This is a genomic window from Paenibacillus chitinolyticus (assembly GCF_045038035.1).
Lineage (GTDB): Bacteria > Bacillota > Bacilli > Paenibacillales > NBRC-103111 > Paenibacillus_F > Paenibacillus_F chitinolyticus_A.
Genome location: NZ_CP173427.1, coordinates 2,267,565 through 2,282,218, shown reverse-complemented (window position 1 = coordinate 2,282,218; position 14,654 = coordinate 2,267,565). Strand labels below are relative to the sequence as shown.

Annotated in this window: 16 protein-coding genes and 1 riboswitch; of the genes, 3 read left to right on the top strand and 13 right to left on the bottom strand. The window is 53.2% G+C overall.

Annotation, left to right across the window (positions count from 1 at the left end):
- Window positions 1-101: 101 nt before the first annotated feature.
- Window positions 102-1,004 (bottom strand): phosphogluconate dehydrogenase (NAD(+)-dependent, decarboxylating), encoded by a 903-nt coding sequence (gene gnd, locus ACI48J_RS10520; RefSeq protein ID WP_405082691.1) that lies wholly within the window; start codon window positions 1,002-1,004, stop codon window positions 102-104.
- A 443-nt stretch (window positions 1,005-1,447) separates the two neighbouring features.
- On the opposite strand from gnd, the gene ACI48J_RS10515 reads away from it, so the two are divergent.
- On the top strand, window positions 1,448-1,747 hold the full coding sequence (locus tag ACI48J_RS10515; RefSeq protein WP_326052965.1) for a hypothetical protein: 300 nt from the start codon (window positions 1,448-1,450) through the stop codon (window positions 1,745-1,747).
- Window positions 1,748-1,939: 192 nt separating this feature from the next.
- Here the strand turns inward: ACI48J_RS10515 and ACI48J_RS10510 are convergent, their stop codons facing one another.
- The 11 genes from ACI48J_RS10510 to ACI48J_RS10460 all read right to left on the bottom strand — a co-directional run bounded on the left by ACI48J_RS10510 (window position 1,940) and on the right by ACI48J_RS10460 (window position 11,400).
- Complete coding sequence (locus ACI48J_RS10510) at window positions 1,940-2,509, bottom strand: DNA-3-methyladenine glycosylase I (protein WP_405082690.1); 570 nt, start codon at window positions 2,507-2,509, stop codon at window positions 1,940-1,942.
- A 34-nt stretch (window positions 2,510-2,543) separates the two neighbouring features.
- On the bottom strand, window positions 2,544-3,452 hold the full coding sequence (locus ACI48J_RS10505) for a TatD family hydrolase (protein WP_405082689.1): 909 nt from the start codon (window positions 3,450-3,452) through the stop codon (window positions 2,544-2,546).
- Window positions 3,453-3,534: 82 nt separating this feature from the next.
- Window positions 3,535-4,302 carry an ABC transporter ATP-binding protein gene (locus tag ACI48J_RS10500; protein WP_405082688.1) on the bottom strand — a complete coding sequence of 256 codons (768 nt, stop codon included), beginning with the start codon at window positions 4,300-4,302 and terminating at the stop codon, window positions 3,535-3,537.
- A 13-nt stretch (window positions 4,303-4,315) separates the two neighbouring features.
- Window positions 4,316-5,077, bottom strand: coding sequence for an ABC transporter permease (locus tag ACI48J_RS10495; protein ID WP_405082687.1), 762 nt, complete (start codon window positions 5,075-5,077; stop codon window positions 4,316-4,318).
- On the bottom strand, window positions 5,074-5,367 hold the full coding sequence (locus ACI48J_RS10490) for an MTH1187 family thiamine-binding protein (RefSeq protein WP_009672780.1): 294 nt from the start codon (window positions 5,365-5,367) through the stop codon (window positions 5,074-5,076). The genes ACI48J_RS10495 and ACI48J_RS10490 overlap by 4 nt, the downstream gene beginning before the upstream one ends.
- 90 nt (window positions 5,368-5,457) lie before the next feature.
- Window positions 5,458-6,495, bottom strand: a complete 1,038-nt coding sequence (locus tag ACI48J_RS10485) for an ABC transporter substrate-binding protein (protein WP_405082686.1) — start codon at window positions 6,493-6,495, stop codon at window positions 5,458-5,460.
- A 69-nt stretch (window positions 6,496-6,564) separates the two neighbouring features.
- Window positions 6,565-6,677: riboswitch (TPP riboswitch) on the bottom strand.
- A 74-nt stretch (window positions 6,678-6,751) separates the two neighbouring features.
- Entirely contained in the window at window positions 6,752-7,600 is an 849-nt protein-coding gene (locus tag ACI48J_RS10480) for a patatin family protein (protein ID WP_405082685.1), read from the bottom strand.
- 169 nt (window positions 7,601-7,769) lie between these two features.
- A complete protein-coding gene (locus ACI48J_RS10475; RefSeq protein WP_405082684.1) occupies window positions 7,770-8,657 on the bottom strand; it encodes a metal ABC transporter permease in 888 nt (295 codons plus the stop codon).
- Window positions 8,650-9,600, bottom strand: a complete 951-nt coding sequence (locus tag ACI48J_RS10470; RefSeq protein ID WP_405082683.1) for a metal ABC transporter permease — start codon at window positions 9,598-9,600, stop codon at window positions 8,650-8,652. The genes ACI48J_RS10475 and ACI48J_RS10470 overlap by 8 nt, the downstream gene beginning before the upstream one ends.
- A 27-nt stretch (window positions 9,601-9,627) precedes the next feature.
- Entirely contained in the window at window positions 9,628-10,395 is a 768-nt protein-coding gene (locus ACI48J_RS10465; protein WP_405082682.1) for a metal ABC transporter ATP-binding protein, read from the bottom strand.
- A 21-nt stretch (window positions 10,396-10,416) separates the two neighbouring features.
- A complete protein-coding gene (locus ACI48J_RS10460; protein ID WP_405082681.1) occupies window positions 10,417-11,400 on the bottom strand; it encodes a metal ABC transporter solute-binding protein, Zn/Mn family in 984 nt (327 codons plus the stop codon).
- Window positions 11,401-12,067: 667 nt separating this feature from the next.
- On the opposite strand from ACI48J_RS10460, the gene ACI48J_RS10455 reads away from it, so the two are divergent.
- On the top strand, window positions 12,068-12,385 hold the full coding sequence (locus ACI48J_RS10455) for a hypothetical protein (RefSeq protein WP_405082680.1): 318 nt from the start codon (window positions 12,068-12,070) through the stop codon (window positions 12,383-12,385).
- Window positions 12,386-12,507: 122 nt separating this feature from the next.
- Window positions 12,508-13,137, top strand: a complete 630-nt coding sequence (udk, locus tag ACI48J_RS10450) for a uridine kinase (RefSeq protein ID WP_326052953.1) — start codon at window positions 12,508-12,510, stop codon at window positions 13,135-13,137.
- A gap of 271 nt (window positions 13,138-13,408) precedes the next feature.
- On the opposite strand, the gene ACI48J_RS10445 is transcribed toward udk, so the two are convergent.
- Window positions 13,409-14,605, bottom strand: a complete 1,197-nt coding sequence (locus tag ACI48J_RS10445) for an MFS transporter (protein WP_326052952.1) — start codon at window positions 14,603-14,605, stop codon at window positions 13,409-13,411.
- Between the last annotated feature and the right edge of the window lie 49 nt (window positions 14,606-14,654).

Sequence of the window (14,654 nt, the reverse complement as noted above, 5' to 3'; positions counted from 1 at the left end):
CCCGCCTTCCGAAGTCATGTCAATTGTAGCATATCTTCAGCCGAAGCATCCATGCCGGACAAGCTTCAGGTCAGCCGACCTGCGGGCCGTGTGCGTTCGTCTCAATCGCCGCTGCGTACGACGGCATGTCCGCCGAACTCGTTGCGCAGCGCGGCCACAACCTTGCCGTGGAACGTGTCCGTTTCCAGCGAACGGTAGCGCATGAACAAAGACATCGCGATCACCGGCGCATTCGCTCCGAGATCCAGCGCCGTCTCCACGGTCCACTTGCCCTCGCCGGAACTCTGCATAACGCCGCGGATTCCTTCCAGCTTCGGATCTTTGGAGAAAGCCTGTCCGGCCAGCTCCATCAGCCAGCCCCGGATAACGGAACCGTTCGACCATACTTCGGCTACCTTCTCGTAATCGAAGTCGAAGCCGCTTTTGTCCAGCACTTCGAAGCCTTCCGCGATCGCCTGCATCATCCCGTATTCGATTCCGTTGTGAACCATTTTGAGAAAATGGCCCGAACCGCTTTTGCCTCCATAAAGGTACCCTTTATCGACGGCCATGTCGCGGAACAGGGGCTCGATTTTCTCGAACGCGTCCTTGTTTCCCCCGATCATGAAACAGCCGCCGTGCTCGGCTCCTCCCGTTCCTCCGGAAGTTCCGACATCCATGTAATGAATCCCGTGCGCGGCGAGTTTTTCGGAACGTGCCACCGATTCCTTATAGTGGGAGTTTCCGCCGTCGATAAGCACGTCACCCTCTTGAAGAAGCGGAAGCAGCGAATCAATTACGCTGTCGACGATTTTCCCTGCGGGTACCATCATCCACACCGTTCTGGGAGCGGGAAGGTTAGCTACCAATTCCTCCAAGTTTTCCGAAGGAACGGCGCCAAGCCCGGCGAGCCGCTTTCCCGGAGCGGGATCTTTATCGAATACGACTGCCTCATGTCCGTGACGGAGCAAATTTTGAACGAGATTGTAACCCATCTTACCCAGACCGACCATACCAATTCTCATGATGTCTTATTTCCCTTCTGGTATACTTGTATACAAGATATGTTTTTATCATAACTCCGTTCACGGATTCTGTAAATACTCTTTTTGAAAGCGCTCTATAATACGGAAAATTGTACTTTTTTCAGGACGTTTTATATTGAAAATAATTCCTTATTGTTCAACCTTCCGCTTTGCAGAACGCCTTGTTTGCTTCCGACTGCTTCCGTTTTCGCCATTTTAAGCGTCATTTACGAGGCGGTTTAAGTATTTTCCAATTGATCCATTCAGACATTTGCCTTATTATTCCCGCTTTCGGATAGAAAATGACGGATTTTTCACAAAAATGATTGCCATTTTCAGAAAAAATATGGCAAAACTACTTCACACGGGAACAAACGTTTGATATACTAAAAACAAACATTCGTTCGCATACTTATCGTATGCGACCCAAGGAGGGTTTTGCTGTGAGTCTGTGGAAAAATGTCCGCTTCATCGAACGCGATTTTTGGTTTCAGAAAATGTTGAATGATACGGAAGCTCTTCATTCATGGCAGATCGACGACCTGCTGGGCGAAACGAATGCTCAATGGGATGACTTGACTTTTAAATTTTTTGATGACGGCTCCGTCACCATTATAGATAACGATACGGACACCCGAGTTTCTCCCCGAGAGCTTCAAGGTGCGGCACTCGATTTTTATATCCGCAAGCGCATCGAATTCATTCGTTCGAGCCTGCAGGAGAAGATCCTGATGTACGCCTGAACCGCCCGATATCCCCTCTTTACAAACCAAAAGGGAACCCCGGTTTTAGAGGTTCCCTTTGTTTCTTCTCGTACTTTATCCTGATTTCCCCAAACTATGCATGATTCCGCTTATAACCCGGCCTTTCCCCTGCATCATCACCGTCATGTGACGCCGAGCACCGCTTGTTCCGCCCGCTTCAGAACGGCCCATTTATTTCCGGTTGGCCGGATGACACATACATGTCGTCAAATGATCGTTGACAAGCCCCGATGCCTGCATATACGCGTAGCAGATCGTCGAGCCCACGAAAGTGAATCCGTCTTTTTTTAGCGCTTTGCTCATCGCGTCCGACTGAGGTGTGCTTGCAGGTACTTCTTGCAGCGAACCCCAATGATTCTGTACGGGCTGCCCATCCACAAAACTCCAGATATAGTCCGCAAAGCTGCCGGTTTTCTCCCTGATCTTCAGAAACGCCTGCGCATTGCGGACAAACGCGTTTACTTTCAGCCGGTTACGGATGATTCCCGGGTCCTGAAGCAGCTCGGCCAGTTTGTCCTCGCCGTAGCCCGCAATTTTCTCCGCGTCGAACCCGTCGTAAACGTTCCGGTAATGCTCCCTCTTCTTCAGCACCGTATACCAGCTCAAACCCGCCTGAGCGCCTTCGAGACACAGCATTTCAAACAATTTCCGGTCGTCCCTCTCCGGAACTCCCCATTCGTGATCGTGATAATTCACGTAGAGCGGGTCCTGATTGACCCAACCGCATCGTACAAGCTCCATTTGTATGTACTCCTCCCGTTTCCTGCATGATCTGTCACCCGGAAGCCTGCGGCTGCAGCCTATAGAAGGTGCATGTGTTGCCGTATATTTGCGCAGCCGCTTCTTCTACCGCTACCGATTTAATCCCGGCAATATGTCGCACAACGTCAGCCACCATCAGGGGATGTGTCATTCTGCCGTCGTACGCTCCTTCGAACGGCCATGGACCGTCCGTTTCGGCCATCATTAGCTCCAGCGGATAGCGGACCGCCAACCGTCTGATTTCCTCTTCGTAGGAAATATCCGGGGTTATAGATATATAATACCCTAAACCGATCATACGTTCGACTGTTTTTTCAGAACCCTTAAACCAGTGAAAATGAGCGTGTTCTATTTGGTACCGTTCCAGCAGGTCAAGCACAAGATCCGCGTCTTCGTAAACGGCGTGCAGAACGACAGGCTTGTTGTGTTTAGCGGCAAAAGCTATAAAGCGCTCCAGCAAATCAATGTAAGGCTGTAAATAAAAGGCTTGCCCGGCCTGCTCAACTTCCGTCCGCATGTAATAAGGCAGACCGACTTCCCCTACTGCCGCGGCTTCGTGAACGGTTTGCTCCATCCAAGCCAGCAACTCCACAAGCTCGTCCTCCGGGGGAAGCGGCTGCTCGGGATGAAATCCGTAAGCGGGCCGGACTAGGTGGGGATACCGGCGGTAAAGCTCCCGGGTTCTCTGACATGAAGGGAGGTTCATGGACACGGCTAGCAGCATGGATACGGGAATACCGTCCGCAATATCCTGGAAGATCACGGAACGTTCCTGCTCTCCATACTGTTCCAGATGGATGTGAGCATCGATATAGCGAAGTTTTTCCGGACCGTGCACCTTACGATCACCGACGGCTCCGGGTTCGTCCCTCTTCATTTCATTCATCGGTTCCTTGATCGATTCACTCATCGTTTTGTTCATTTCTTCGGGCCTCCGTTTCCGGTTACTACGTGACTTGCGTACGGATATACAAGACAGCCCGCAGGCAGAGGAGCTGAATGTTTCAGCTTCCGCTTCCTACGGACTTCATCAGATTGATCAGTTCTCTTTTCATCGAAATAAACGCCGGATCTTCCGTAATCGTGAGCGCACGCGGACGCTCGAAAGGAACGATGACCTCTCTTTCGATCCGGGTCGGCTTATCCGACAGCAGATAGATGCGGTCCGAAAGCAGTAGAGCCTCTTCCAGACTATGCGTAATGAAGAGTACGGAGCGCTTATTCTGTTCCCATATTTTAAGCAGCCAGTGCTGCATTTCCTCACGCGTCAACGCATCCAGCGCACCGAACGGCTCGTCCAGGCACATCAGCTCCTGAGGACTGAGCAGAGCCCGCAGAAATGACACACGCTGCTGCATTCCCCCGGACAAGACATGAGGATGCTCCTTCTCATAGCCTTGCAGACCCACTTTAGACAGCCATTCCCTGGCCAGCTCCAGCGATTCCGCTCTAGGCAGGCCTGCCGTTTCCCGGGCGAGGATCACGTTCTCTTCCACATTCCTCCACGGAAACAAAGACGCCTGCTGGGGCATGTAGCTGACGAGCCCCTTCCTGCCGGTCACGTCGCTGCCCTCCATAACAATCTGTCCCGACGAAGGCCGGATCAATCCGCCTATGAGGTGAAACAGCGTCGTTTTCCCGCTGCCGGAAGGACCGATCAGGGAGACGAATTCCCCTTCGTTTACATAAAGGTTAATCCCGTTAAGAATTTTCGTGTCGCTCCCGCCTGTGGAGAACGACTTGGAAATCTCTTTTAATTCCAGCTTTTTCATCGCTTCATTCCTCCTAATGTTTATCGGGTTTCCAGCGGACGGTCCATCTTTCCAGCAGCACGATGGCTCCGAACAGAAGGAGACTCAGAACGACAATAAGGAAGATGGCCACGAACACGCGGTCCGTGCGGAAAGAAGACTTGGCCAGCAGCATAAAAACGCCGATTCCTTTGTCGGAACCGAGCCATTCGGCGATAACTCCGCCCATGACGCTGTAGGTGGCGGAAATTTTCAGCCCCGAGAAGACGGACGGCAGCGCGTAGGGAAGCTCCAGCTTCCAGAACAGCTGGCTGCGCCGTGCTCCGATCATTTCCAGGTAACGGTGCATGCCCGGATCGGGGTTTGACAGCCCTCCGAGCGCCGCTACCGTTACGGGGAAGAAACAGACAAGCGTGATGACAATAAGCTTCGGCAGCAGTCCGAAGCCGAACCAGATCATCAAGAGGGGCGCCAGCGCGATCGTCGGAACGTTCTGGGACAAGACCAGCAGCGGATAGAAGGCCGCTTTCATTCCGGGGATCACATGAAGCAGGCAGGCGATAAGCAGCCCGAGCGCCGAGCCGATTGCAAAGCCCAGCAGCGTAATGGAAACCGTGAAGCTCACGTGCTTGCCCAGCAGGGGCGCCTGCCGGATGCCTTCCTCCACGATCTGCAGGGGCGCCGGAAGCCTCCAGGCCGGCGTGCCGGCCCAAGTGACGCCAAGCTGCCATAAAAGCAGCAGAAGGATGGCCGTCAGTAAAGGCGGCCATCCTTTCTTCCATAAGGAACGGATCATGGACGATATTTCTCCGTCAGCTTGTCCATCGATGCGCCCTCGGGATTGAAATAGATCTTCACTTGCGAGATGACATTGGGGCTGCCGAACTCGATCATCGCTTCGTTCATTTTCCGGATCACGTCCAGCAGTTCGTTCAAATCGCCTTCCATCGTCGTTTCCAGCGGATGAACTTCATGCTTGACACCGGATTGCTGAATCACTTCGATTGCGCGGTCCACATAAGGGATCACATCTTCCCCGTTTTTCGTTTTCGGGATAATCTGAATACTGACGAGTGCATTAGCCATAAGAAAATCCTCCTCGCCGCACTTGGCAGAACGGCCATCATCTATGAACGTATAAAGCAAACCGGATGAAAAATTTCACCGCTTTGGCCATCACTTGCCGGCAGCGGGCAGAAAGTCGTTCGTAAATGCCTTATCGGCTTCCAGGCTTTTCTCCAGAAGCTTGTGATCCAGCATCCATTTCGCGTAATTTTCCCATACCTCTTTTTTCTGCTCGCCCCAACGCGGAGCATCGTCCTTGTATTTCGGACTCAGCCATTTCTGGCTGGCGAGCACGAGATTTTTGTCCAGCTCCGGTACCGCTTCGGACAATACTCCCGCCGCCTCCTCCGGCTTGTCGATCGCGAACTGGTAACCTTTCGAAGCCGCCTCCAGGAACGATTTGACGAGCTCGGGCTTGTCTTTGATCACTTTCTCGCTGGTGGCGAGGACCGGTGTATAGTAATCGAGCTGTTTCGAGTAGTCGGTAAGATACACCATATTCAACGGCTCCTTGCGAAGCTCGGATTCAATGCCTGTCCAGCCGTAATAAATCCAGGCGAAATCAATATCGCGCTTCACGGCGGTAAAGAAATCCGCGTCGCCCATGTTGACGATTTTCACCTTCGACGGATCGGCCTTATCGGTCTGCATCAGCGAGTCGATCATCGCATTCTCGGCCGGAGATCCCCACCCGCCGTATGTTTTACCTTCGAAATCTTTGGGCTTCTTGATATTTTTAGCGGCCGGAGAGGCGAAACCCGACGTATTGTGCTGAATAATCGCCGCAATGGAAACGATCGGCACGCTTTGCGTACGGGCCTGCGTAATCCCTTCCTGGTAGCTTACGCCGAAGTCCGCTGCACCCGAAGCGACCATGGCGTCCGCGCCTCCCGCTCCCGGCTGGATGATGTCTACATTTAACCCTTTTTCCGCAAAATAGCCTTTGGCTTTAGCGACGTAGAGGCCGGTATGATTCGTGTTGGGCGACCAGTCCAGAACGACTTTGATGTCCGTTTTCTGAACCGCTGCAGGCGTCTGAGCCGCTTCCGGCGACGATTGCGCCCCTTCTTTTCCCCCTGATTTGCCGCATCCGGCAAGCGCTACGGCAAAAGCCGCGGCAAGCGCTGTTGTACGTATGACCCGTTTCATTGTCTTCTCTCCTTCTTTATCTTGCAGACAAGCCAAAAAGCGCCCCCTGATCGGGAGCGCACATAAAGTCGATAGTATCCGTACGGTTTCCTACGCTGGCATTATCCAGATCAGGTGTAAGGGTCAGTATCTTTATGGGATACAATCTCAGCCGGCCGATTCCAGCACCCCTGCGTCTTATTCGGTTGTCGTGCATTTCTGGGTCTATTATAGCATACGGTCCCCGTTTGTCCAGGTAAAGGGCAGAGCTTGTCCGCTAAGACAGCCACTCCTGCAATTTTTCTTTCGCTTCCGAGGCATCTTTGTAGCCCAGATCGTGCAGCGCTTCGAGCCTGGACGCATCCTTCTCCATCCGCCCTACCTTGAACGGGGCTGACGGACGGATCACGATGACTTGGCCGTCCCGTTCCAGCCGCTCGATTTCATCCAGCGTCCGGTTGTAAACCAGGCTGCGCTCCACCATTGCGCGGACAAGACCCGGATAAGACGGATAAAACCGCTGAGCCAGCCACTGCTGCTTGAACGGTTTCTTCCTATAGCCCTTCGGGCGGGTGAGCACCACGATATTGCGTTCGTTCCCGTCTTTCATCGACTGATGAATCGGAATGGGCGCGGTGATGCCGCCGTCAAACAGCGTTCTCTCCTGATACAGCACGGGCTGGGAGACGAACGGCAGCGAGCTTGATGCCCTTATAAGCGACAGCGACATTTCGGGCGCTTCGTTTTTCCGGAAAAAGACCGCTTCTCCGCTTAGCGCATCCGTCGTTCCGATTACAAGTTCATGACTTTCTCCGTAAAAGGTTTGAAAATCGAAAGGAACCAAGTTATTCGGGATTTCGTCGAAGATAAAATCCATCCCGAAAATGCTCTTTTCCCGGATCAGATTACGGTAACTGATATATCTGCGGTCGGTAACGAACCCGATCGTGACTTTCTTATTGCGCCCCGGCTGCCGGGAAAGATACGATGCCGCATTGCATGCGCCGGCAGAAACGCCGATTACGTAAGGAACGTACCAGTCCTTCTCCATTAAATACTCGAGGACCCCCGCGGTATAAACGCCGCGCATTCCTCCGCCCTCAAGCACCAAACCAAGTGAAGCCATTTCCGCCCCTCCCTTATATCTATCGTTCCAGTATGATTAGCATACTACAATTTTACCGCTAAACAAAACGGTATGCATCGTGATTTTACGGGGATTTTCTTACTTTTGGAGGTCGTCCCGAGCTTTCCCTATCAAATCCGCTTCCTGAACGCAAAATAAAAACCCGCTTTTATGCGGGTTTCCGGATATCAGAAGGGCGGGGCCGGCTCCACTTGCGGACTGCGACGCCTTGACCGGGAGAAAACAGAAAAGCAAGGACGAACAGCCCTCCCGCGGCACAAATGATACAGCCCGCTATGGATGCGTCCAGCAGGTAGGCTAACCCGTAACCCAAAACCGCGCTTGCCGCTCCGATCCCCATACTGAGCGGAATCATGACACTCAGCCGTTCCGTCAGAAGATAGGCTGTCGCGGGCGGCACGACGAGCATACCGACAACGAGAATAGCGCCTACGCTTTCGAACGAAGCTACGGTCGTCATCGAAACTAGCCCCATGAGCAAGTAATGAAACAACGCCACGGGAATTCCCAAAGCGGCAGCCATAGCCGGATTGAAGGAACAAAGTTTAAATTGTTTGAAAAACATTCCGATAAGCAGCAGGCTGAGGAGAAAAGTCAGGCCGACCGCCCAGACTGCTTTGGGCCCCACGGCTATTCCGGAAATCGTGAGGGTATCCCAGGGCACGTAAGCAATTTCGCCGTACAGAACACAATCCAAATCCAGGTCGATATGACCCGCATAAAGGCTGACAAGTACGACTCCCACCGCAAAAAGCGCCGTAAAGACGACACCGATGGAAGCATCGGCCTGTACTCCGCTCTGCTTAAAAAACTGGATTAAAAAAACGGTAAGCAGGCCGACCGCGGATGCCCCCAGCATCATGATGAAGGAATCCCGGGAGCTGCTGATCAGAAATGCGATCACAATACCCGGCAAAACGGAATGACTGATCGCGTCGCCGATCATCGCCATATTCCTCAGTACCAGGAAACACCCGACCAGAGAGCAGGCGCAAGCGACAAGAACGCCGGTTAAAATAATCCATCCGCTAATCACCGAAACTCACCCCTTCCCTCTGCGCTCCCTTGCCCCCATACGGGAGTTTCGCCTTTTGAACCGAACGGTATACCGACCATTTCAGCAGAAGTTTGGGCATGAGTCCCTTGCGCGTGCCGAACACGAGCGAAACCAGGAACCAGGCCGTTGCCGCGAGAACGCTGAGCGGACCCGTCGGCATATTGCTGCCGATCGTGCTGAGCAGTGTGCCCAGCGCACCGCTTATCGCACCGAACAAGCCGGACAGAACGACCATGGTTCCGAGCTTTTCCGTCCAGTATCTTGCCGCGACCGCCGGGGTGATGAGCAGCGCCGCCATCAGAACGACCCCCACCGCTTGAATGCCCGTAACGACGGCAACCAGAATGAGCAGCAGGACAAACTGGTCGAGCAGCGCGGTCGGATAACCGATTCCTTTGGCAAATCCCGTATCGAAGCTGGTAAGCTTCAACTCTTTGTAAAACAGCGAGCAAACGAGCAGAAGCAGGACGGAGACGCCCGCCATGGTGTAGACGTCCTTCATGACCATGGATGCCGCCTGCCCGAACAGGAACTTATCCAGTCCGCTCTGATTGCCGCTGGGACTGTGCTGAATCTGAGTCAGCAGAACAATGCCGAATCCGAAGAAGACGGATAAAACGATGCCTAGAGCCGTATCCTGCTTTATTTTGGAGTGCCGGGTCATCCAGCCGATACTTAACGTAGCTAACAAACCCGAGATAGCGGCTCCCGCAAGGAAGCCCAGGATGGACTTGGACCCGGTCACCATAAAAGCCGCGCACACGCCGGGCAGCGCCGCGTGAGACAGCGCGTCTCCCATTAAAGACTGCTTCCGCAAATAAGCGAAACTGCCCAGCACACCGCCGCTGAGTCCCAGGAGCGAACTGCCGTAGAGAATCCACTGCGTATTGGGATCCTTCAAGGCTTCTAACCAATTCAGCAAAGCAACCCCTCTCCTTTCCGTTAGCTTCTACAAACGCCGGTCTAGCAGAGCCAGACGACCCCCGTAAGTTTTTTGAAGATTGTTTCGGTTAAATACCTCGGAAACGGGACCCGCGGCAATCAGACTGACATTCAGCAGCATGACCGTATCGAAGTATTCTTCCACAGTCGACAGGTCATGATGGACGACCAGCACCGTTTTCCCCTGATTTTTCAGCTCTTCCAGCAGCGTAATAATCGCACGCTCCGTTGCGGCATCCACACCGACGAACGGCTCATCCATAAAATACAAGTCCGCGTTTTGAGCCAGAGCTCTTGCCAGAAAAACGCGCTGCTGCTGCCCGCCCGACAACTGGCTGATCTGACGGGAGGCAAAGTCGGCCATCCCGACCTTTTCCAGGCATTCCAGCGCCAGCTTCCGCTGGGCCCCGCCGGGTCTGCGAAACCAGCCGAGCCGGCCGTAGGTCCCCATCGTGACGACATCAAGCGCGTTCGTCGGGAAATCCCAGTCCACCGATTCCCGCTGCGGAACGTAACCGACCCGTTTGCGCTGTTCCCGGTACGGCTTGCCGTAAATGGACACCCGCCCCTCTACCCGCGGGATTAAACCGAGCGCAGCCTTGATCAGGGTCGATTTTCCCGCGCCGTTCGGTCCGACTATGCCGACCAGACTTCCTTCGGGAGCCGCGAAAGTGACCTGCCTGAGCACCGGCTGCTTCCGGTAAGCGACGGTCATTCCTTCAATGAGCAGGGGCGGCGTATGCCGGTTCTCCTGCGCGAGATGCTGAATCTGCATGATGCATCCTCCTTGGTTCGTTTATTTCAAAGCTTTCACGATCGTGTCGACATTGTGGCGGACCATTCCGATATACGTCCCTTCGTTCGTGCCTTCCTCACCCATGGCGTCGGAATACAAAGTACCTCCGATCTTGACCTCATGGCCTTTCTGCTTCGCGCCTTCGATAACGGCGTCTATCGCTTTCTGGGGAACACTGGTTTCGATAAAAACGGCTTTGATTTTGTTGGCCACCAGAAAATCGCGCAGATCGGTCACGTCCTTGGACCCGTATTCGGAAGCCGTGCTCATCCCTTGAAGGGCCATAACCTTGATGCCGTATGCGTCACCGAAATAGCCGAAGGCGTCGTGCGCGGTAACGAGGACCCGGGCGCCTTCGGATACGGAGGCAATCTCGGACCGGGTGTAGGTATCCAATTCTTTTAATTTCGCCAAATAAGCGTCGGACTTGCTGCGGTAATCCTGTTCGTGTGCGGAATCGAATCGGATCAGTTCATCCCGGACTTTTTCCGAAGCGGTCATCCAGTGTTTCACATTAAACCAGATATGGGGGTCATACTGGGTACCGACATCGTCTCCCGAACGGAGCTCCTTGCGGTCAATGGGATCAGACACGGCAACCGTCGGTTTTTTGCCGCCCATTTGTTGCAGAATCTCCGTCATTTTCCCTTCCAGATGCAGACCGTTATAAAAAATGATGTCCGCTTTGTCAAGCTTCGAGATATCGCCTTGGGAAGCTTTGTACAGATGAGGATCGACCCCCGATTTCATCAGACTGGTTACTTCTACATGTTCCCCGCCTATCTCGCGCGCAATATCGGCAATCATACCGATCGTGGTCGTAATGCGGACCTTGCCTGCGTCTCCGGCTTTATCCTCGGCCACTGATGCGGGTTTGGAATTGCAGGCCGACAGAGCCATCACGCTTCCGACGATCAAAACCACCAGGGATACGCGCTTCCATCTCCCGCGCCTTTTCGCAGCCCGTTCATGCAATCGATTCATTTTGTTCTCCTCCTGATCATTGGTAAGCGAACTTATTCAACGGTTTGCCCCTCATTAGACACATTCTTTCCGTAAGGAAAATATGTTTCCCTAGGGAAAGTTAATGAGTAAAAAAAAAGTTCTCTTTTCCCTGTTATTATTCCCTAAAATAATAAATATTGCAATAGGGAAACTTTTTTAACCAAAAGAAAAATATATGGTGCCGCACAAAAGAAAGACGCTGCCCTTATCGGAAACAGCGCCGGATCAAGTCTATTCATGAGAATTTTAACAAGCGGGCGAACTCTCCTCAGGTTTTACGATTCGTTTTTATTAATTTCGTTTAAGTTCGGCGGATACTCCGATGCTTTGCGTGAATTTAAGGTTACTGCTTCCGATTTCAACCGGCTTTTGTTTTGTTTGTCATCTATTTTGGTCGATTTGTTGAACGGCATTCGCACATTCACCTCCGCTGTCGTTATCTTTCGTAGGGTGCCCAAATCGCGTCGCTCCATAACGGGTTGTTTAACGATTACAGATTATCTTTCGAATTGTCAGAATATTATGTCGAAATTTCGGCAGGTTTATCGAGTTTTGCGCTTACCCAGGAAATATAGTTCCGCCAAGGAAATAACCGAATGAATCTGTCCGCAAATGTACATCGTATAGAAAAAGGAGGTTGTTACGCATGGTAGAAAGCCAGCAGCACCAGCAGTTTATCCGGCATGCCGTCGAGGCGGCGGACGCGGCCATTCTGGCGGCGCAGGAAGCGGAGCACGAGCTCCAGGGGGCCATTACACAGGCCGATCCGAATGCGATCCAGCGGGCACAGGCCAAACTGGACTCGGCCAAACGTCAGGTAGCTGAAGCGGCCGCCCAAATCCGGTCGTTCGACGGGGACCGGTACGGTCAGCAGCTCCAACAGACGATCGAACAACTGCAGCAAGCCAAGCAGGATTTGGAAGTAAGCGAAGATCATTACCATACGCCGAAGCAAGTCCGGTGAATTACGCTCCGAAAGGAGCTTTTTCTTTTTGAAAAAATTCTACAGTATGATAAACTATTCAGGGTATATAAAGCGCCGGCCTTATCTTAAAGGGCGCTGAACAGGGAGGGCCTTCATAATTTATGTTAGTCATTGGGATAGCCGGGGGAACCGGTTCGGGGAAATCAACGGTCGCCCGTTCGATCATAGACGAGCTCGGAACGAAAAACGTAACACTCATTTGCCAGGACAATTACTATGCGGACCGCAGCGAGCTGTCCATGGATGAACGCGCCAAAATCAATTACGATCATCCGAACGCGTTTGAAAATGAACTTCTGCTGAAGCATCTCGGCGAACTTCGGAAAGGCCGTGAGATTCAGGTCCCGATATATGATTTTACACAGCACGCCCGTTCCTCGGAAACACTGCACATTCAAGGCACGCCGATCATTGTGATCGAAGGCATCCACGTCCTGACGGACGAGCACCTGCGCAAAGCTCTCGACATCAAAGTGTTTGTCGATACGGACCCGGACGTCAGAATTTTGCGCCGCATTATGCGGGATACGAACGAAAGAGGCCGCTCTCTGGAATCGGTTGTCGATCAGTACATCACGACGGTAAAACCGATGCATGACGCCTTTATCGAGCCTTCCAAAAAGTATGCGGACATCATTATTCCCGAAGGCGGAGAAAACGAGATCGGCATACGCCTGCTCACCACTTTAACGGAAAGCTACATGGATACCCTGCTGACGGATCTTCATTAACTCCCTAAGCAACGGCTGCAACCCGCAGACGCATAAAAAAGACCTGGATACAGCCTCGGCTGCATTCAGGTCTTTTTAAGTTGGAGAAGGATCTCTGCCTCGCAAGCGGATGTCTGCTTACTGCTATAAGCAGGCATATCCGGCCGGCAGGCTGCAAGTACACGCGGACAACCGCGCGGATAGATAGACGCTGCTGGCGGACGGCCGAGCGGATAGATAGATGCTGCGGGTTGTCCGCGGCTCAAAACCGGCCTGGCATACCTCGGACAGTTTACGTTTGCCCGATTCCTCCGTCGGCTCTCCCCTTTCTCCGGGTCCGGACCGCAAGCCCGGTAAGAACGAACAAGACATACACGGAGCCAAGCAGGAAGAAGAGGCTGCTGAGGGAGATATACTGGATGCCCAGTCCCCCCAGATTAGGCCCGACAACGCTGCCGATACTGAACAGAATCGAGCCGATCACGTTGGCTGACGGAAGAAGCTCCCGCGGGAGCAGGTCGGCCGCATATGCGAGTCCCAGCGAGAAGAAGGACCCGATCATCCCCCCTGCCGTCAGCAGGAGAAGGCCGATTCCCCATACGGAACTCCCGGCGAACGGTACGGCCAGGAAAGCCGCGGCTCCCATTGCGGCGGCCGCCAGAAGCACGGGCTTGCGGCCGATTTTGTCGCTCAGCATGCCGAGCGGCAGCTGCAGAATCAGTCCGCCGAAACCGACAAGCGGAAGCAGCATGGATACCGACGTATCGCTGAGTCCGAGCCGGAGACCGTAGAGCGGGAAGCTGCTGTTCAGCACCGCTTCGGTGTAGCCGTACAGGAAGGTCGGGATAAGCGCGAACCAGGCGATTTTGGCCGCTGTGCCGTACCGCTTCTGGGCGGGCGATTCCTTTCCTTCCGACTGGACCTGCTGGTCGGGAAGCCTTTGCAGCAGCAAAATAACAACCGTGTAGAACACCGCGACCGTCAAAAACGGCGCGTAGGAACCGAGCGCGAGCAGATTGATGCCCGCCGGTCCGATGCTGAATCCGACTCCGTAGGCCATGCCGTAATAAGAAATATAGCGGCCCCGTCGTTCCGGGGGAGCCGAGGTGAGAATCCAAAGCTGCGTCGTGTAATGCAGGATGGAATTTCCGAATCCGATAATAAACCGCAAAATAAACCAGAACGTAAGATTCCCCCATACAGGGATCAGCAGAATAGCCACTGTTTCCATAGCGATTCCAAGAATTAAAATTTTCTTATAACCGAGCGCGAGCAGAATCCGTTCGACTACGAACATGGACGCGAAGCTGCCGATATACATGGCGGCGGCGTTAAACCCGTTTACTCCCGAAGATACCCCTGTTTGTTCCAGCAGGATGGTAAGCAGCGGGAGCAGAAGTCCTTGACTTAAACCTGAAATGATGACTACCAGCAGCAGAAGCACCAGGCGGCGTGTCGGACTCATCGTCTTTACCGACGATACGTTCATGATGATAAACCTCCCAGCCTAATGAAAAACACCTCGACTATTGTACCAT